We start from the raw sequence: 15182 nt of genomic DNA, 5'->3' as shown, positions 1-15182 counted from the left end.
AGGCATTCGTTTGCGCATGTGAGCCGGGAACATCATCAACTGTGAGATCGCCGCGTTAACGCAACGTGCTAACGCCGGCGCTCCAGCCACTCAAGCAGCTCGGGCAGCTCTCTGACGTGGGCGATGCGCTGAACGCCGGCGGGCAGCGGCCGGTCGTGCTCGCTCGACACCCAGGCGGCGTGCATGCCCAGCCAGTTAGCGGGGAGGATATCTTCCGCCCAGGAATCGCCGACGTGCATGGCGCGCTGCGGAGCGGCGTCAAGGCGCTCAAGCGTCGTGAGAAACGCGCGGGGATCGGGCTTGGGGGTAAAAAGCTCGCCGGCGGCGATGGCCACGGGGAAGTGGTGCGCCAGCGGCTGGCGCGCCAGCTGGATATTGCCGTTGGTAATCGCCGCCAGACGGTAGCGCTGCCCCAGCGTTGCGAGTAGCGAGTCGGCCTCCGGGTGGGGCGTTACGTTCAGGCGCAGGCGGTGAAACTCTTCCATCGCCGCCTCGGCCCAGACCACGGCCTCCGCGCGGTTAAAGCCGACAGCCTGCAGCTGTTCTTCCAGGGCGCGCAGGCGCAGCCAGGTAAAATCCCCCCGGCGCTCGGGCACTTCCCGGGCCAGACGCAGGCGGCGCTCGACGTAGTCGGCCAGGCCGTCGGCATGGCCCAGTTCCAGCAGCCGCGACGTTTGCTCCGGCGCATAGTGGGCCGCCAGCGCCGCGTGTAGCCAGCGGTAGTGGCCGTGTTCGGTGAGCTCCATGACGCCGTCGTTGTCCCACAGCGTGTCGTCCAGGTCGAAGGTGATGGCGTGCAGCCGGTGCATGACGCTTACTCCGTTTCGCGGCGCCGAGCGCGGGGGTGGGCGGCATCGTAGCTGTCGGCCAGATGCTGCCAGTCCAGCCGGGTATAGACCTGGGTGGTCGACAGGTTGGCGTGGCCCAGCAGCTCCTGCACCGCGCGCAAATCCTGGCTGGATTCGAGCAGATGGCTGGCAAAGGAATGGCGCAGCCGGTGCGGGTGCAGGTGCTCGGGCAGCCCGCGTTCCAGCGCCAGCTTCGCCAGGCGTTTTTGAATCGCCCGATGCCCCAGGCGGGCGCCGCGCCGGCCGACAAACAGCGCCGTGGTGTGCCGGTCGGCCAGCCCGCCGCGTACCTTGTGCCAGGCCGCCAGGGCATCGATTGCACGACGGCCCACCGGCAGCTGGCGTGGCTTGCCGCCCTTGCCGATGACCCGCACCCGGCCGGCCCGGACGTCATTCACATCCAGCGAGGCGAGTTCGGCCAGGCGCAGGCCGGCGGTATAGAACATTTCCAGCATGGCCTGGTCGCGCCGCGCCAGCGGGGTATCGTCATGGGGCGTATCCAGAAAGCGCGACAGCACATCGATATCCACCGGGCGCGGCAGGTGATCGGGCTGTTTGGGAGTGCGCAGCGGCGCCACCGGGTTGTCGGCCAGCCGACCGGCGGCCACGGCTTCGTCGCAGAACCGCGACAGCGCCGCGCGGCGGCGGGCCAGGCTGCGCGGGGCCAGCCCGCGGCTGCGCTCGGCGGATAAAAACCCCCGAGCCAGCAGGGTGTCGATATCGCCGACGTCGTCAACGTCCCGGCGGGCGGCAAAAGCCTCGAAGGCCGCCAGGTCGCGACGATAGGCGGCCACGGTGGCGGAGCTGGCGTGCTGCCCCAGCGCGGCCAGAAACGCCGCCACCTGTTCAGCCAGGCCGGCGCGACTCTTACGCATGGGGCGCCAGCCGCAGCAATAGCCGGGCTACGACGTCGCCCAGATACTCGGTGAACTGGGTATCCATGCTGGCGCGGTACTGATCGGGATCGGTGCTGGCCAGCAGCAGGTAGCCCGGCGACTCTCCCGCGACCAGCCGCGTCACCGCGCAGGAACCGGGCCTGGTCGGCACCGGCACATGGGGCAGCAGGGTCTTCCAGTCGCTCAGGCCCAGTTTGGCGCAGCGGCTGGTGCGCCCGTCCAGCAGCGCGGCCAGGCGTGCGCCGGCGTGGTGGCCGAGTACCTGGCGCGGCGGCTGGGGCGGCGCGGCCTCGTCATTGCTGAGCTCCGGCGCGCACCACAGCGCAACCGCGGGTGTCGCAAACCGCTCGCTCATCTGCGTGGCCAGCGCCTGCGCCAGGGCGTCACGATCGGGCGCTTCCAGCAGCGCCAGCAGCGTATCGCGCAGCTTGCGGTACTGGGCTTCGCTGTGGCGGGCGGTGCCCAGCAGGTGATCCAGATGGCTTTCGGCCATTTCGGCGCGGCTGCGCAGATCCAGCACCAGCCGTTCCAGCAGCGATACCGCCCCCTCGGTATGCGGATGCGGCACTTTCAGCTGTTGCAGCAGCCCTTCGCGGCCGACAAAAAAGTCGGGATGGCGCGCCAGCCAGAACGCCACCTGATCGGGATCGAGAGTCTTGCGGGGTTCGGGGGCCTCGGTCATCGCCATTCTCCTTGAGCGTTGGGTTCGGTGCCGACTCAGCGCCCGAGCGCCACACGGCCGTCAAACACGCGCTCGGCCGGGCCGACCATCACCAGCGGCGCTTCGGGGCCGGGCCATTCGATGGTCAGCTCGCCGCCGGGCAGTGAAACCCTGACCGGGTTTTTCAACAACCCCTGGCGGATACCCGTGGCCACGGCGGCACAGGCGCCGGTGCCGCAGGCCAGGGTCTCGCCGCTGCCGCGCTCGAAGACCCGCAGGCGAATATGGCCGGGCGAAACCACTTCCATAAAGCCGGCATTGACCTGGTGGGCAAAACGCGGGTGCGCTTCGATCAGCGGCCCCAGCCGCTCCACCGGCGCCTGTTGCACCTCTTCTACCTGCAGCACCGCGTGGGGGTTGCCCATTGAGACCACGCCGATGGCCAGGGTCTCGTCGCCCAGGTCCAGCTCGTGCAGCGGGCGGTCGCCTTCGGCGTCAAACGGCAGCGCCGAGGGCGTAAAGCGCGGCCGCCCCATGTCCACGCGCACCTGGCCGTCGTGCTGAACCGTCAGCGTCAGCGGCCCGCCGGCGGTTTCCACGCGGATGTTGCGCTTGTGGGTCAACCGCTGGTCGCGGACAAAACGGGCAAAACAGCGCGCGCCGTTGCCGCAGTTTTCCACCTCGCCGCCGTCGGCGTTGTAGATGCGGTAGCGAAAATCCATGTCCGGGTCCCGGGGCGGCTCGACCACCAGCAGCTGGTCAAAGCCGACCCCCAGACGGCGATCGGCCAGGGCGCGCACCTGGTCGGCGTGCACGTGCACCCGCTGGCTGACCCGGTCGATCATCATGAAGTCGTTGCCCAGACCGTGCATCTTGGTGAAGTGCAAAAGCATCAGCGCTGCGCTCCCGAACGGGCCCGGTCATCGGGCAGCAGCGCTTCGCCGGCCCAGAGGTCGGCGACGGTTTCGCGCCGGCGCACCAGGTGGCAGCTGTCGCCATCGACCATAACTTCCGGCGGACGCGGGCGGCTGTTGTAATTCGAGGCCATGACAAAGCCGTAGGCGCCGGCGGAACGCACGGCCAGCAGATCGCCGGCGGCAATCGCCAGTTCGCGCCCCTCACCCAGAAAGTCGCCGGTCTCGCACACCGGGCCGACCACATCGTACACCGCCGCCTCACGCGCCTGCCGGGTATCCACCGGCAAGATGGCCTGCCACGCCTGATACAGCGCGGGGCGAATCAAGTCGTTCATCGCCGCGTCGACGATGGCAAAGTTCTTGCTCTCACCGGGTTTCAGGAACTCGACCCGGGTCAGCAGCACGCCGGCGTTGGCGGCAATCGAGCGCCCGGGTTCAAACAGCAGCGTCAGATCTTCCGCGCCTTCCCAGCGCGACAGGCGCGCCAGCAGCTGTCGGGCATAATCAAACGGGTGCGGCGGCGTTTCGTCGCGGTAGGGCACGCCCAGGCCGCCGCCCAGATCCAGATGCTGGATGGTCACGCCGCGTTCGCGCAGCTTGTCCATTAGCGCGAGCAGGCGCTCCAAAGCGTCGAGAAACGGCGCGGTTTCGGTCAGCTGCGAGCCGATGTGACAGTCCAGCCCGACCACGCCGAGGTTTGGCAGCTCGGCCGCCAGGGCGTAGACATCCAGCGCATCGTCGATGGCAATGCCGAACTTGTTGTCCTTGAGCCCGGTGGAAATATACGGGTGGGTGCCCGCGTCGACGTCGGGATTGACCCGCAGGGATACCGGCGCCACGACGCCCAGCTCCCCCGCGACGGCGTCGAGCCGTTCGAGCTCCGCGCGGGATTCGACGTTGAAGCACTTGATACCCACTTCCAGCGCCCGCCGGAGCTCGCCGGCCTGCTTGGCCACCCCGGAAAACACCACCCGCGCCGGGTCGCCGCCGGCAGCGAGCACGCGCTCCAGCTCGCCCACGGAAACAATATCGAAGCCCGCGCCAAGGCGCGCCAGCAGCCCCAGCACGGCCAGGTTGGCGTTGGCCTTGACGGCATAGCAGATCAGGTGCGGATGCTCGCCCAGCGCCTCGCTATAGGCGCGGAAGTGACGCTCGAACGTGGCCCGGGAATAGACGTAGCAGGGCGTACCGACATCCGCGGCAATACGCGTCAGCGGCACCTCCTCGGCAAACAGCTCGCCGTCGCGGTGGTTGAAAAAATCCATGCGTTCCTCATTGGCACCGGCCGCTGGCGGCCGGCGTGTTGTGTAACGGCGCCCGGCGGCCGCATTCAGCCGCCGGTGTCGGTCTGCTCGGCTGTGCGGTCGGCATCCGGGTGATAAAGCGGCCCTTTCTGACCGCAGCCGGCCAGCAGACCGGCGAGCAACAGCCCGGCCAGCAGCATTGCGATCAGGTTTCGCCGGCGCTGCCTCATGTATTGGCCCGGATATCGGCCAGCGTCGCCTGCGCCCGGCCGGCCGCCGCGCGCACCTGGTCGGGCGCGGTGCCACCGATATGATTGCGCGCGGCGACAGAACCTTCCAGCGTCAGCACATCAAAGACATCCGGCTCGATCGCGCCGGAAAAGCGCTGGAGCTCGTCGAGCGTCATCTCGGAGAGGTCCTTTTCCTGCTGCAGGCCGTAGGCCACCGACTGGCCGACCACATCGTGGGCGTCGCGGAAGGCCAGCCCCTTGCGCACCAGGTAGTCGGCCAGGTCCGTCGCCGTGGAGAAGCCCTGGCGCGCGGCCTCGAACATGTGGGCCTTTTTGGGCTCGATGGCCGGCACCATGTCGGCAAAGGCCTTGAGGCTGTCGAGCACCGTGGTCACGGTATCGAACAGCGGCTCCTTGTCTTCCTGGTTATCCTTGTTGTAGGCCAGCGGCTGGGACTTCATCAGCGTCAGCAGACTCATCAGGTGGCCGTAGACCCGCCCGGTCTTGCCGCGCACCAGCTCGGGCACATCGGGGTTTTTCTTCTGTGGCATGATCGACGACCCGGTGCAGAAGCGGTCGGGCAGGTCGATGAAGTCAAACTGCGCGCTACTCCACAGCACCAGCTCCTCGCTCATCCGCGACATGTGCATCAGCAGGAGGCTGGCGAAGCCGGTGAATTCGATGGCGAAATCGCGATCGCTTACCGCGTCCAGCGAGTTCTCCGCCGGGCGGTCAAAGCCCAGCAGATCGGACGTGACATGGCGGTCAATGGGATAGGTGGTGCCCGCCAGCGCCGCCGCGCCCAGCGGCAGCACGTTCATCCGCCGGCGGCAATCCAGCAGGCGGTCGTGATCCCGGGCGAGCATTTCCTGCCACGCCAGCAGATGATGGCCAAACGTCACCGGCTGGGCGGTTTGCAGGTGGGTAAAGCCCGGCATGATGGTATCCGCCTCTCGCGCTGCCAGCGCTACCATGCCCTCGCGCAGGCGGATCAGCTCGGCTTCCACGGCGTCCACGGCGTCGCGCAGGAAGAGGCGGATATCGGTGGCCACCTGGTCGTTGCGCGAGCGCCCGGTGTGCAGCTTTTTGCCGGTCACCCCGATCTTTTCCGTCAGGCGCGCCTCGATGTTCATGTGCACGTCTTCCAGCGGCACCGACCAGTCAAACTCGCCGCGCTCGATCTCGCCGCGAATGTCGTTAAGCCCGTTGACGATGGTATCGCACTCATCGCGACTCAGAACGCCAATCCGCGCCAGCATGGTCGCATGGGCAATGGAGCCCTGGATGTCCTGCTGCGCCAGGCGCTGATCAAAGTCAACGGACGCGGTAAAGCGCTCGACAAAGGCATCGGTTGGCTCGCTGAAGCGGCCGCCCCAGGACTGGTTGGTGGCTTGGCTCATGGCAAAAGTCCCTCAGGTATGCAGTTGGCATCGCAGGCCCGGACGCGGGTAACGCCGCCATGCGACAAAACGCCGGGCGCATGGCACAAGGTCAAGGATGTTATGCGAAGATAAAAAGCAGAATGTACCGATGGGCAAAAGTGTACCAGAGTCGCCGGGGCCTGCGGCACGCCCCGGGGCGCGATTTTTCCTGGCTGCTCAGGTGCTTTATGATGGGTTCCATTGTCTTTTATACGGTCGTTTAGCGACCCTGGGGAGAATAACGTGCCATCCTTTAACAAGTTGCGTATCGCCACGCGCAAAAGCCAACTGGCCATGTGGCAGGCCGAGCATGTGCGTGAGCGCTTGATGACCACCCACCCCGAGCTGGACGTCGAGCTGGTGGCCATTTCCACCAAGGGCGACAAGATCATCGATACGCCGCTGGCCAAGATTGGCGGCAAGGGGCTGTTCGTCAAGGAGCTGGAAGAAGCCATGCTCGACGGCCGCGCCGACATTGCCGTGCACTCGATGAAGGACGTGCCCATGAGCTTCCCCGAGGGGCTGGGGCTGTCGGTGATTCTCGACGGCTCCGACCCCACCGACGCCTTCGTTTCCAACCACTACCGGGACGTGGACGACCTGCCCGAAGGCGCCAAAGTGGGCACCGCCAGCCTGCGCCGGGGGCTGCAGCTGCGCGAAGCGCGGCCGGATCTGGAGATTCTCAACCTGCGCGGCAACGTCCAGACGCGCCTGGGCAAGCTCGACGACGGCGAATTTGACGCCATCATTCTCGCCACCTCGGGCCTCAAGCGCCTGGGGCTTGAGGACCGCATCACCAGGGCGCTGCCGCCGGAAGTTTCTCTGCCCGCCTGCGGCCAGGGAGCGCTGGGCATCGAATGCCGCCTGCACGATCCGGAAATGATTGGCCTGCTCACACCGCTCGACGATGCCGACACCGCCACCCGGGTCCGCGCCGAACGCGCCATGAACACCCGCCTGGAAGGCGGCTGCCAGGTCCCCATCGGCGGCCATGCAATCCTCGACCGGGATAACGAAACCCTCTGGCTGCGCGGCCTGGTGGGCAACCCGGAAGGCACCGAAGTGCTGCGCGCCGAAGGCAGGGGCTCCATGCACGAGCCCGAGGCGCTGGGCATTCGCATCGCTGACGAGCTGCTCGACCAGGGCGCCGGCGACATTCTCGCCGACGTTTACGGCCGCCAGTAGGCATGCAGCCGGTACTGGTCACCCGTCCCGGCGAGCGCGGTGATGCGCTCGCCGATGCCCTGCGCCACAGCGGCCACGCGGTCGAGAAGCTGCCGGTCATGCAGCTCATACCGCTCACCGAGACGCCCGAACAGCGCAGCTGCTGGATGGATATCGACCAGTACGCCAAAATCATCGTGGTCAGCCCCTTTGCCGCCCACTGCCTGGCCGATGCCCTGGACCGCTACTGGCCGCAGCTGCCCGTGGGGATCGCCTATTACAGCGTCGGCATGGCCACCGCCGAGGTGCTGCACCAGCGGCTTGGCGTGCGCGTACGCACGCCACCGGAAGACGCCGCCGAGGACACCACCGAGGCATTGCTGACGCTACCCTCGCTGCGTCACCCGGGCGGCAGCGGCCACGGCATGCCGGAAAGGATCCTGCTGGTCGCCGGCGAAGGCGGCCGTCTGCTGATGACCCAAACCCTGCAGGAACGCGGCGCCCGGGTCACCCGCAGCGAAATCTACCGCCGCGAATACCAGCCGCCGCCCCGGGCATCGCGCGAGCGGCTTCACCACGGCCGTTACCGGGCGTTGATCGTCACCAGCGGCGAAATGCTGCAACATCTGGCAAAATGGTGCGACCTGGCCGCCTTGCACCAACCGCTAATCGTTTCCAGCCAACGATTGGCTACACTGGCTGGCACGCTGGGCTTTACGGCCACCATCGTGGCGTCAGGGGCTACACCGCCCGCCCTGACCGCCGCGCTCGCGCGCGTTGGCTCTCCACCGGGCGCCGATGTCGATCAAGGAATTTAACAAAGGCTAGTGACACATGAACCAACACTCCCATGATCAGGACGAGGCGCCCAAGGCGGACGACGCCAAGCGCAACGACGTCACGCAAGGCACCACGCCCGATGACACCGCGGCCGCGTCCGACGCGCCATCGAACAAGGCCCGCCACAAGGGTGGCAAAGGCAAGGGCAACAACAGGCACAATGCCCAAAAGGTCCAGACGCAAAAAGACCAAGACAAAAAGGCCGACGACAAGGCGGACCGTCAGAAAGCGGGCAATGACCCCAGGCCCGGCGATAAAAGCTCTGGCAACAAAGACTCCGGCCATAAAAACACTGGCAACAAAAACTCCAGCAACAAGGATTCCGGCGACCCAAAGCCCGAGGATAAAAAGCCCGGCGACAATAACCGCAACGATAGTCGCAACACCGGCGGCGGCGGTGGCGGTCAGCCGCCGCAAAACGCCAAAGCGGCGGGCGGCAGCAAGGCCGGACTGCTGGCTATCCTGCTGGTGTTGATCGTCGCGGCCGCGCTGGCGTTTCTTGCCTGGCAGGGCTGGCAGCGGCTGCAAAGCCAGCAGCAGCGCCTCGATTCGGTAGCGGAAGAAGCCGTGGGCAGCGCCTCGAAGCAGCGCGTTGACGACCTGGCCTCGCGCCTGGAAAGCGGCGAGAAGAAGCGCAGCCAGAAGCTCGACAACACCCTGGGATCGCTGCGTAGCGAGTTTTCCGACTACCGCCAGAGCATGGACAAGACCCTCGATAAGGTGCTCACCCAGCTCTCGCAGGAACAGGACACCGACGAGCGCGACTGGCTCCACGCCGAGGCCGCTTACCTGCTGCGGCTGGCCAACCAGCGCCTGCAGTTTGAAGGCGACGTTCAGGGCGCCGCGGCGCTGCTGAATTCGGCCGACCAGCGTCTGGAAGACGCCGACAACCCGGCGCTGACCCCGGTACGCCGTCGGATTGCCGACGAAATTTCCCGCCTGGACGCCGTGCCCAACGTGGACCGCACCGGGCTTTACCTGGCGCTGGATGCCCAGCAGGAACGCATCCGCAGCCTGCACCTCGACCAGGATGTCGAAGCGCAAAAAGCCGAATCGGACATGGACGAAGCGCCCGAGGGGCCCTTCCCGCGTCAGCTCGCCCGCTTCGGCGAGGAGCTCAAGGACCTGGTGGTTGTCCGTCAGCATGATGAAGGCCTGGAAACGCTGGTCACGCCCGAGCAGGAAGCCTACCTGGGGCAAAGCCTGCGGCTGATGATGGAACAGGCCCAGCTGGCGCTGCTCAAGCAGGAACAGACCCTTTTCGAGGGCAGCATCGACGACGCGCTGGAACTCATCAACGGCTATTACGATACCGACCGCCCCGATACCCAGGGCGTGATCAGCCGTCTGGAAGAGCTCAAGCAGACCTCCATCAAGCCCGAGCTGCCTGATATCAGCGGCTCTCAGCAGGCGCTGGCCGAGTTTATCGACAAGCGGTTTGAAGCGCGCCGCGAAAGCGGAGGTGGGGCATGAGAAAGCTCGTATTACTGATCGTTGCCGGGCTCGCGCTCGGCGCGCTGTTCGGGCATCTGATGATGTCGGTGCCCGGCTACTGGCTGGTGCGCGTGGGCGATACCTCGGTGCAAACCTCGTTCTGGTTTGGCCTGGTGCTGCTGTTTGTCGCCTTTGTCGTGCTGCACTTCGTCCTGCGCCTGCTGACCGGCCTGCTGCGCCCGGTAGGCCGCTTTCGCCGCTGGAACGGCCGGGCGCGCAACCGCCGGGCCATGAAGCGTACCGTGCGCGGGCTGGTCTCGCTCACCGAAGGTCGCTGGAAAAAAGCCGAGAAAACCCTCGCCCACTCGGCCGACGACTCCAGCACGCCGCTGGTCAACCACCTCTCGGCGGCGCTCGCGGCGCACTACCAGGGGCGCTATGACCAGTCGCAACGGCATCTGAACCAGGCGCAGCTGTCCACCGACGGCGCCGATGCCGCCATCGGCCTGATGCAGGCACAGCTGATGATCGACCGCCAGCAGCCCGAAGAGGCGCTGGCCATCCTCAACCGCCTGGACAAGAAGCTCGCCAATCATCCCCAGGTGCTCAAGCTGCTCAAGCAGGTGCACCTGAGCGTCAACGACTGGGACGGCCTGCGCCGCCTGATTCCGCGTCTGGCCGCGCAGAAGCTGATCTCCGCTGCCGAGCGCGAACAGCTGGAAACCCGCGCCTACCGCGAGCTGATTATCTTCGAGGCTAAAAACCCCGGCGATATCGAACGCGTGCGCAGCCTCTGGGCCGACATGCCCGACTACCTCCGGGCCAACACCGAGCTGATCGTGCTCTACGCCGAAGCGCTGATCCAGGCCGATGAAAATACCATCGCCGAACGCCTGCTCAGCCATTCGCTGGATTACCACTGGGATGCGCGGCTGGTGAAGCGCTACGGCATGCTCAACGTGGACACCCGCCGCCAGCTGGCCAAGGCCGAAGGCTGGCTCAAGGAGCGGCCCAACGACCCCGAGCTGCTGCTGGCCTGCGGGCGGCTGTCGCTGCGCACCGGCGCCTGGACCAAAGCGCAGGAATACTTCGAGGCCAGTCAGCGTCAGCGCCCCAACGGCGTGGTCTGCGCCGAGCTGGCGCGGCTCTATGCCAGCCTGGGCGAGCACAACAAGAGCCAGCTCTACTACCGACACAGCGTGGAAATGCTGGCCAAGTCGCTGCCGTCGCTGCCCCAGCCTGACAGCGACCAGGCGGACGACGCCGCCAAAGGCAAGAACCGGGGCAAACACAGGAAGAGCGCCTGATAGCGGCCGTGCCGTGATAACATGGCTACTATCGTCATCATCAGGGCGCCTAACGGCGCCCTTTTTTACGTCACCCGTCCTGCTTTCATTGATATGACCCTATCTGTCATGCCGCGTGCTGCCCGGGCGCTGGGCCTGAGCCGCAAAACCGCCGTGTTTGGCGCCAGTACCGCCGCCATGGCGTTGACTTCCTTTGCCATTGCCTCGCTGTTCCATCTGCCCAACGCTTTCTGGGCGCCGATGGCGGTCTGGATCGTGGCTCAGCCCTCGCGCGGGCTGCTGCTGGAGCGCGGCGTTTACCGCCTGGTCGGCACGCTGGCGGGTGCCGCCGTGGGCTTTGCCCTGCTGGCAGCACCTCTGCCCCTGCCGCTGGCGCTGATGCTGCTGGCCGCCTGGGCCGGCGGCTGTGCAGCGTTGACCCACCTGACTCGAGCCGCATTCGGCTATGCCGCGCTCATGGCCGGGCTTACCGCCAGCGTGGTGCTGCTGCCCAGCCTGGCCGCCGGCACCGGCGGCGCTGCCATCGCCCTGGCGCGCGTCATCTGCACGCTGATCGGCGTTATCTGCGTCATGGCCATGGGCATGGTTCTGCTGCCGGCCCCGCCCCGGCGCGAACTGCTCGATCGCGTGCGCGGTCTCAGCGGCGACGCCCTCCGACAGCTGGCGCGAAACGATTTCCAGGACTCCCCCCAAGGCGATGCGCCACCGGCCGACAACGAGCTGCTGCTGACGCTGACCCGGCTGGAGCAGCAGCTCGACCCCGATCATGCCGGACCGCTGCGGCGCTCGTCGGGAGCGCTGGTCAGCGGCGGCTTTGTCGCCGCCACCTTGAGCCTGCTGGCCATGGCCCGCCTGGATGCTCGGCAACCCATGCCGAAGGCGCTCGGCGACGCCCTGAACCGCGCTGCCCGGCAGCTCGACCAGCCCGCCCGGCAAGGTAGCGCCAGCGACGCACTGCACGACGCCGCCCAACAGGCCGAGATCTTCTCTCCCCGGCTGGCGCGGCTGCTCGGCCAGCTGGCACAGGCGGAAACCGCAGGACACGCCTGGCGAGAACAGCGCAGCGCCCGGCGCCACCTGCCGGACCCGATCACCCTGCCCACGCGCCGGGACATCCCCTCGGCGCTGATTGCCGGCGCTGCGGGTGGCGTGGTCACTCTGCTCGCCGGGCTGCTGGTGGGCTATTCGGGCTGGAGCAACGCCTGGCTGCCGGCGATGGGGCTTTGCACCTTCACCATGGTGCTGTCGAGCATGGACATGCCGCAGTTACTGGCACCGCGCATGTTGCAGGGCATCATCGTCGGGGTCAGCCTGGCCGCGGCGTTCCGCATCGGATTGATGCCGCACGCCGAGGGGCTCGGCGATATCGTGCTGCTGCTGGCGCCCTTCATGCTGTTCGGTGGTCTGGCCCGGGCCAGCAGCAAAACCGGCATCCCCGCACTGGATGGCAACATGTGCTTCATGCTCGCCAGCCAGCCGTTCATCGACGCCCCGACGCTACCCGGCAGCGTATTGCTGGACGCCGGCTCGCTGATTGCCAGCATCGCCCTGGTGGCGCTTGCCTATCGGCTGCTGCCCCGGGACCCGACGCGCCGCGCCGCCCACCTGGCGCGATTGATGCTGCGCGATATCGAACGCCTGTGCGGCCGGTCGGACGGCCAGCCGCCCGATGCACGCTGGCACGGCCGCATGTATCGCCGCCTGCTGCGCCTGATGCTCCACGTGGGCCGGGCGCAGGCAGCCGGCGGCGCCAGCCACGCCGGTACGCTGGGGATATTGAACCTGGCCGACAGCGTGATTCATCTGCGCACGTTATTGCAGGACGCCAGGCTTAACGATGTGGAGCAGCGCGCCGCCCGGCAGCTGCTGGGAGCACTGCGCCGGCTCCATCGCGACCCCGACGGCATCACCCAGGCACTGGCCAACCTGCCGCCCGGCGAGGACATCCCCTCGCTGGACAGCCTGGCCGGCCAGCTGCGCCACGCGTTGAACGATACCGCCGCGCTGCGCGGTGGTTAACCTGCCCGGGCGGCCACCACGGCGTCCAGCGCCGCGTGGTAGCCCTGACTGCCCAGCCCCGCGATCACTCCGTCGGCGCGCAATGACACATAGGAATGCTGGCGGAACGCCTCGCGCTTGTGGACATTGGATAGATGCACCTCGATCACCGTGCCGTCGAAGGCATTGAGCGCGTCAAGAATCGCCACCGAAGTATGCGTATAGGCGGCGGGGTTGATGATGATGGCGGCCGTGCCGTCGGTGCGCGCCGCCTGAATGGCGTCGATCAGCTCACCCTCGTGGTTGCTTTGCTGGTGGTCAAGCGTCACGCCCGCCGCGTCGGCGCGGCGCGTCAACGCGGCGTTGATGTCCGCCAGGGTCTCACGGCCATAGATATCGGGCTGGCGGGTCCCCAGCAGGTTCAGGTTGGGGCCGTGCAGCACCAGCACTTTCAACGAGTCCGACATGCAGAATCCTTGTGTTATGGTTTTTTTTCGGAGGCGCCAGGCATCAGGGTCGCAAGCCGCTGCCCGAAGCGCGCGGCCACCATCCAGCCGATCACACTCAGCGCTATATAGCCGACCGCCAGCACCGGCTGCCCACGCTGCCACAGCATGACCGCCTCAACGCTGAACAGCGAGAACGTGGTAAAGCCGCCGCAAAACCCGGTGGTCCAGAAGCCGTGCCAGCGTGCCAGCCGGCCGTCGGGGTCTTGCGCCGCACGGGTCGAGTAGCCGGTTATCAGCGCCGCACCGGCGAAGTTGATAGCCAGCGTGGGCAGCCAAAAGGCCGAGCCAACCACGCCGGCCGCTGCCAGCGCCACCAGGTAGCGCGCCCCGGCACCCAGGCCGCTGCCGGCGGCCACGGCCAGATAAAAACGCAGCTTGCTCATCCCGCCACCCCGCCGGCCAGCCAATAGCCTAGTGCCGCAAGCGCCGCGCCGCCGCTCACGCTGAGGCCGAGATACACCGCGGCGGCAGCCTGCCGCGCCTCCTGCCAAAGCCCCAGAGTCTGCTGGGCCAGCGACGACACCGTGGACAACCCGCCCAGCGCTCCGGTCGCTACAAAGGCCAGCAGCAGCCCGGACGTATGGTTCAAGGCAGCAGCAGCGGTCAACGCGCCCAGCGCCAGCGCGGCCAGGTAGTTGGCCGCCAGCGTCCCCCAGGGCAGCTGCGCGCCCAGGTGGCGCGCACCGGCGCGGGTGGCATAAGCGCGTAGTGCCCCGCCCAGGGCACCACCGGCTACCACACCGGCCAGCGTTACAGGGCTGAACATGGCGTCTCCTTGCAAGCTATTGATGGTTGGCGACTTGTGATGGTTAACGGCTCATTGATCAAGAGCGGCTCAAGGATCAGGGATGACCCCTTGCTGAATGACAGCCGCTGAAAACCAACTTATCCACAACTTGTTATCGCCGTGACTTTTTGTTGATAACCTCTTGCGCACGCCCATCACCCCGCTGCGAGACGCGTGCCGCCTCCGCTGGCCTTCGGCTTCTCCGCTGTGCGGTGCGCTTGCCGACCCTCGGCGGAAACGCGGGTCACACGGGGCTCTCACGCCCCAGGGGCGAAAAAGCGCGGCATGCTGCCTCATTGACACAACCCCATCAAACCGCTAGTAGAAGCGTCGCCTGGCGAAAAACAGCTGTGGATAACATCGGGGACAACCTATGGCTCAACTGTGAATAGCCGGTGACTGCTCCCCGCCCCAAGCGCTAACGCGCCACGGACGGGGCTTCCCACTTCAACGGCTGCTACCGACCATGTGCCGGCTTTACGCGAGCCTCAGTGGGCAGAGACGGACAGCCCTGCCGTCTTTAACTGCTGGATACCTTGATGCTTGATGTTCAGCGCGGCGTTAATATCCCGATCATGGCGTGTATGACAGGTGGGGCACGCCCACGACCGGAGATGTAGCGGCATCATATCCATTTTGTGCTGGCATGCGTGACAGGTTTTGGAACTGGCAAACCATTGGTCAATTTTGACCAGGTGCTTTCCCTTTTCCTCTGCCTTGTATGCCAACTTTTCGATCAAGGCATGCCAGGACGCATCGCCAATGTGCCTGGCGAGCCTGGCATTTTTCATCATGTTTTGGACTTTCAGTGTCTCGACGATCACCGCTTGGTTGTCGTCAACGATCTGCCGAGACAGTTTGTGCTGGAAATCCTTGCGGGCATTAACCACCCGCTCGTGCGCTTTGGCAACAAGCAACCGTGCCTT

Annotated in this window: 16 protein-coding genes; 5 read left to right on the top strand and 11 right to left on the bottom strand. The window is 66.6% G+C overall.

Going from position 1 to position 15182, the window contains the following annotated elements:
• Positions 1–68: 68 nt before the first annotated feature.
• The 7 genes from C793_RS0101860 to argH all read right to left on the bottom strand — a co-directional run bounded on the left by C793_RS0101860 (position 69) and on the right by argH (position 6196).
• The gene (locus C793_RS0101860; RefSeq protein WP_017429247.1) at positions 69–809 is read right to left on the bottom strand and encodes an HAD family hydrolase; all 741 of its coding nucleotides are present in this window, start codon (positions 807–809) and stop codon (positions 69–71) included.
• 5 nt (positions 810–814) lie between these two features.
• A complete protein-coding gene (locus C793_RS0101855) occupies positions 815–1723 on the bottom strand; it encodes a tyrosine recombinase XerC (protein ID WP_017429246.1) in 909 nt (302 codons plus the stop codon).
• Positions 1716–2426, bottom strand: coding sequence for a DUF484 family protein (locus tag C793_RS0101850; RefSeq protein ID WP_017429245.1), 711 nt, complete (start codon positions 2424–2426; stop codon positions 1716–1718). The genes C793_RS0101855 and C793_RS0101850 overlap by 8 nt, the downstream gene beginning before the upstream one ends.
• Positions 2427–2461: 35 nt before the next feature.
• Positions 2462–3298: a diaminopimelate epimerase gene (gene dapF, locus C793_RS0101845; RefSeq protein WP_017429244.1), complete on the bottom strand. Its 837-nt coding sequence runs from the start codon at positions 3296–3298 to the stop codon at positions 2462–2464.
• On the bottom strand, positions 3298–4587 hold the full coding sequence (lysA, locus tag C793_RS0101840; RefSeq protein WP_017429243.1) for a diaminopimelate decarboxylase: 1290 nt from the start codon (positions 4585–4587) through the stop codon (positions 3298–3300). Before lysA ends, dapF begins: the two co-directional genes overlap by 1 nt.
• Positions 4588–4652: 65 nt before the next feature.
• Positions 4653–4796: an LPS translocon maturation chaperone LptM gene (lptM, locus tag C793_RS14225; RefSeq protein ID WP_026106046.1), complete on the bottom strand. Its 144-nt coding sequence runs from the start codon at positions 4794–4796 to the stop codon at positions 4653–4655.
• The gene (gene argH, locus C793_RS0101830) at positions 4793–6196 is read right to left on the bottom strand and encodes an argininosuccinate lyase (protein WP_017429241.1); all 1404 of its coding nucleotides are present in this window, start codon (positions 6194–6196) and stop codon (positions 4793–4795) included. The genes lptM and argH overlap by 4 nt, the downstream gene beginning before the upstream one ends.
• Positions 6197–6460: 264 nt before the next feature.
• On the opposite strand from argH, the gene hemC reads away from it, so the two are divergent.
• The 5 genes from hemC to C793_RS0101805 all read left to right on the top strand — a co-directional run bounded on the left by hemC (position 6461) and on the right by C793_RS0101805 (position 12981).
• Positions 6461–7402, top strand: coding sequence for a hydroxymethylbilane synthase (gene hemC, locus C793_RS0101825; protein WP_017429240.1), 942 nt, complete (start codon positions 6461–6463; stop codon positions 7400–7402).
• Between the two features lie 2 nt (positions 7403–7404).
• Positions 7405–8199 (top strand): uroporphyrinogen-III synthase, encoded by a 795-nt coding sequence (locus C793_RS0101820; protein ID WP_017429239.1) that lies wholly within the window; start codon positions 7405–7407, stop codon positions 8197–8199.
• A 16-nt stretch (positions 8200–8215) separates the two neighbouring features.
• A complete protein-coding gene (locus C793_RS13350) occupies positions 8216–9694 on the top strand; it encodes a uroporphyrinogen-III C-methyltransferase (protein ID WP_017429238.1) in 1479 nt (492 codons plus the stop codon).
• Positions 9691–10962, top strand: a complete 1272-nt coding sequence (locus C793_RS0101810; RefSeq protein ID WP_017429237.1) for a heme biosynthesis HemY N-terminal domain-containing protein — start codon at positions 9691–9693, stop codon at positions 10960–10962. The genes C793_RS13350 and C793_RS0101810 overlap by 4 nt, the downstream gene beginning before the upstream one ends.
• 108 nt (positions 10963–11070) lie before the next feature.
• Positions 11071–12981 (top strand): FUSC family protein, encoded by a 1911-nt coding sequence (locus C793_RS0101805; protein ID WP_169330543.1) that lies wholly within the window; start codon positions 11071–11073, stop codon positions 12979–12981.
• Here the strand turns inward: C793_RS0101805 and aroQ are convergent.
• From aroQ to C793_RS13345, 4 genes are all read right to left on the bottom strand, one after another.
• Entirely contained in the window at positions 12978–13427 is a 450-nt protein-coding gene (gene aroQ, locus C793_RS0101800; RefSeq protein WP_017429235.1) for a type II 3-dehydroquinate dehydratase, read from the bottom strand. The two genes, C793_RS0101805 and aroQ, sit on opposite strands and share 4 nt — an antisense overlap.
• Positions 13428–13441: 14 nt before the next feature.
• Positions 13442–13852 (bottom strand): fluoride efflux transporter FluC, encoded by a 411-nt coding sequence (locus tag C793_RS0101795; protein WP_017429234.1) that lies wholly within the window; start codon positions 13850–13852, stop codon positions 13442–13444.
• Positions 13849–14235 (bottom strand): CrcB family protein, encoded by a 387-nt coding sequence (locus C793_RS0101790; protein ID WP_017429233.1) that lies wholly within the window; start codon positions 14233–14235, stop codon positions 13849–13851. The genes C793_RS0101795 and C793_RS0101790 overlap by 4 nt, the downstream gene beginning before the upstream one ends.
• 509 nt (positions 14236–14744) lie before the next feature.
• A partial coding sequence (locus tag C793_RS13345) for an RNA-guided endonuclease InsQ/TnpB family protein (protein ID WP_017429232.1) occupies positions 14745–15182 on the bottom strand: 438 nt, incomplete at its 5' end.

The organism is Vreelandella jeotgali Hwa, from assembly GCF_000334215.1.
Taxonomy (GTDB): domain Bacteria; phylum Pseudomonadota; class Gammaproteobacteria; order Pseudomonadales; family Halomonadaceae; genus Vreelandella; species Vreelandella jeotgali.
The sequence above is the reverse complement of the archived record's forward strand: the minus strand, read 5'-3'. Positions and strand labels throughout refer to the sequence as shown.

What these genes read in the sequence shown, in the direction of transcription:
- C793_RS0101860 (WP_017429247.1), bottom strand. Translation starts at nt 809, where the DNA reads ATGCACCGGCTGCACGCCATCACCTTCGACCTGGACGACACGCTGTGG.
- C793_RS0101855 (WP_017429246.1), bottom strand. Translation starts at nt 1,723, where the DNA reads ATGCGTAAGAGTCGCGCCGGCCTGGCTGAACAGGTGGCGGCGTTTCTG.
- C793_RS0101850 (WP_017429245.1), bottom strand. Translation starts at nt 2,426, where the DNA reads ATGACCGAGGCCCCCGAACCCCGCAAGACTCTCGATCCCGATCAGGTG.
- dapF (WP_017429244.1), bottom strand. Translation starts at nt 3,298, where the DNA reads ATGCTTTTGCACTTCACCAAGATGCACGGTCTGGGCAACGACTTCATG.
- lysA (WP_017429243.1), bottom strand. Translation starts at nt 4,587, where the DNA reads ATGGATTTTTTCAACCACCGCGACGGCGAGCTGTTTGCCGAGGAGGTG.
- lptM (WP_026106046.1), bottom strand. Translation starts at nt 4,796, where the DNA reads ATGAGGCAGCGCCGGCGAAACCTGATCGCAATGCTGCTGGCCGGGCTG.
- argH (WP_017429241.1), bottom strand. Translation starts at nt 6,196, where the DNA reads ATGAGCCAAGCCACCAACCAGTCCTGGGGCGGCCGCTTCAGCGAGCCA.
- C793_RS0101820 (WP_017429239.1), top strand. Translation starts at nt 7,405, where the DNA reads ATGCAGCCGGTACTGGTCACCCGTCCCGGCGAGCGCGGTGATGCGCTC.
- C793_RS13350 (WP_017429238.1), top strand. Translation starts at nt 8,216, where the DNA reads ATGAACCAACACTCCCATGATCAGGACGAGGCGCCCAAGGCGGACGAC.
- C793_RS0101810 (WP_017429237.1), top strand. Translation starts at nt 9,691, where the DNA reads ATGAGAAAGCTCGTATTACTGATCGTTGCCGGGCTCGCGCTCGGCGCG.
- C793_RS0101805 (WP_169330543.1), top strand. Translation starts at nt 11,071, where the DNA reads ATGCCGCGTGCTGCCCGGGCGCTGGGCCTGAGCCGCAAAACCGCCGTG.
- aroQ (WP_017429235.1), bottom strand. Translation starts at nt 13,427, where the DNA reads ATGTCGGACTCGTTGAAAGTGCTGGTGCTGCACGGCCCCAACCTGAAC.
- C793_RS0101795 (WP_017429234.1), bottom strand. Translation starts at nt 13,852, where the DNA reads ATGAGCAAGCTGCGTTTTTATCTGGCCGTGGCCGCCGGCAGCGGCCTG.
- C793_RS0101790 (WP_017429233.1), bottom strand. Translation starts at nt 14,235, where the DNA reads ATGTTCAGCCCTGTAACGCTGGCCGGTGTGGTAGCCGGTGGTGCCCTG.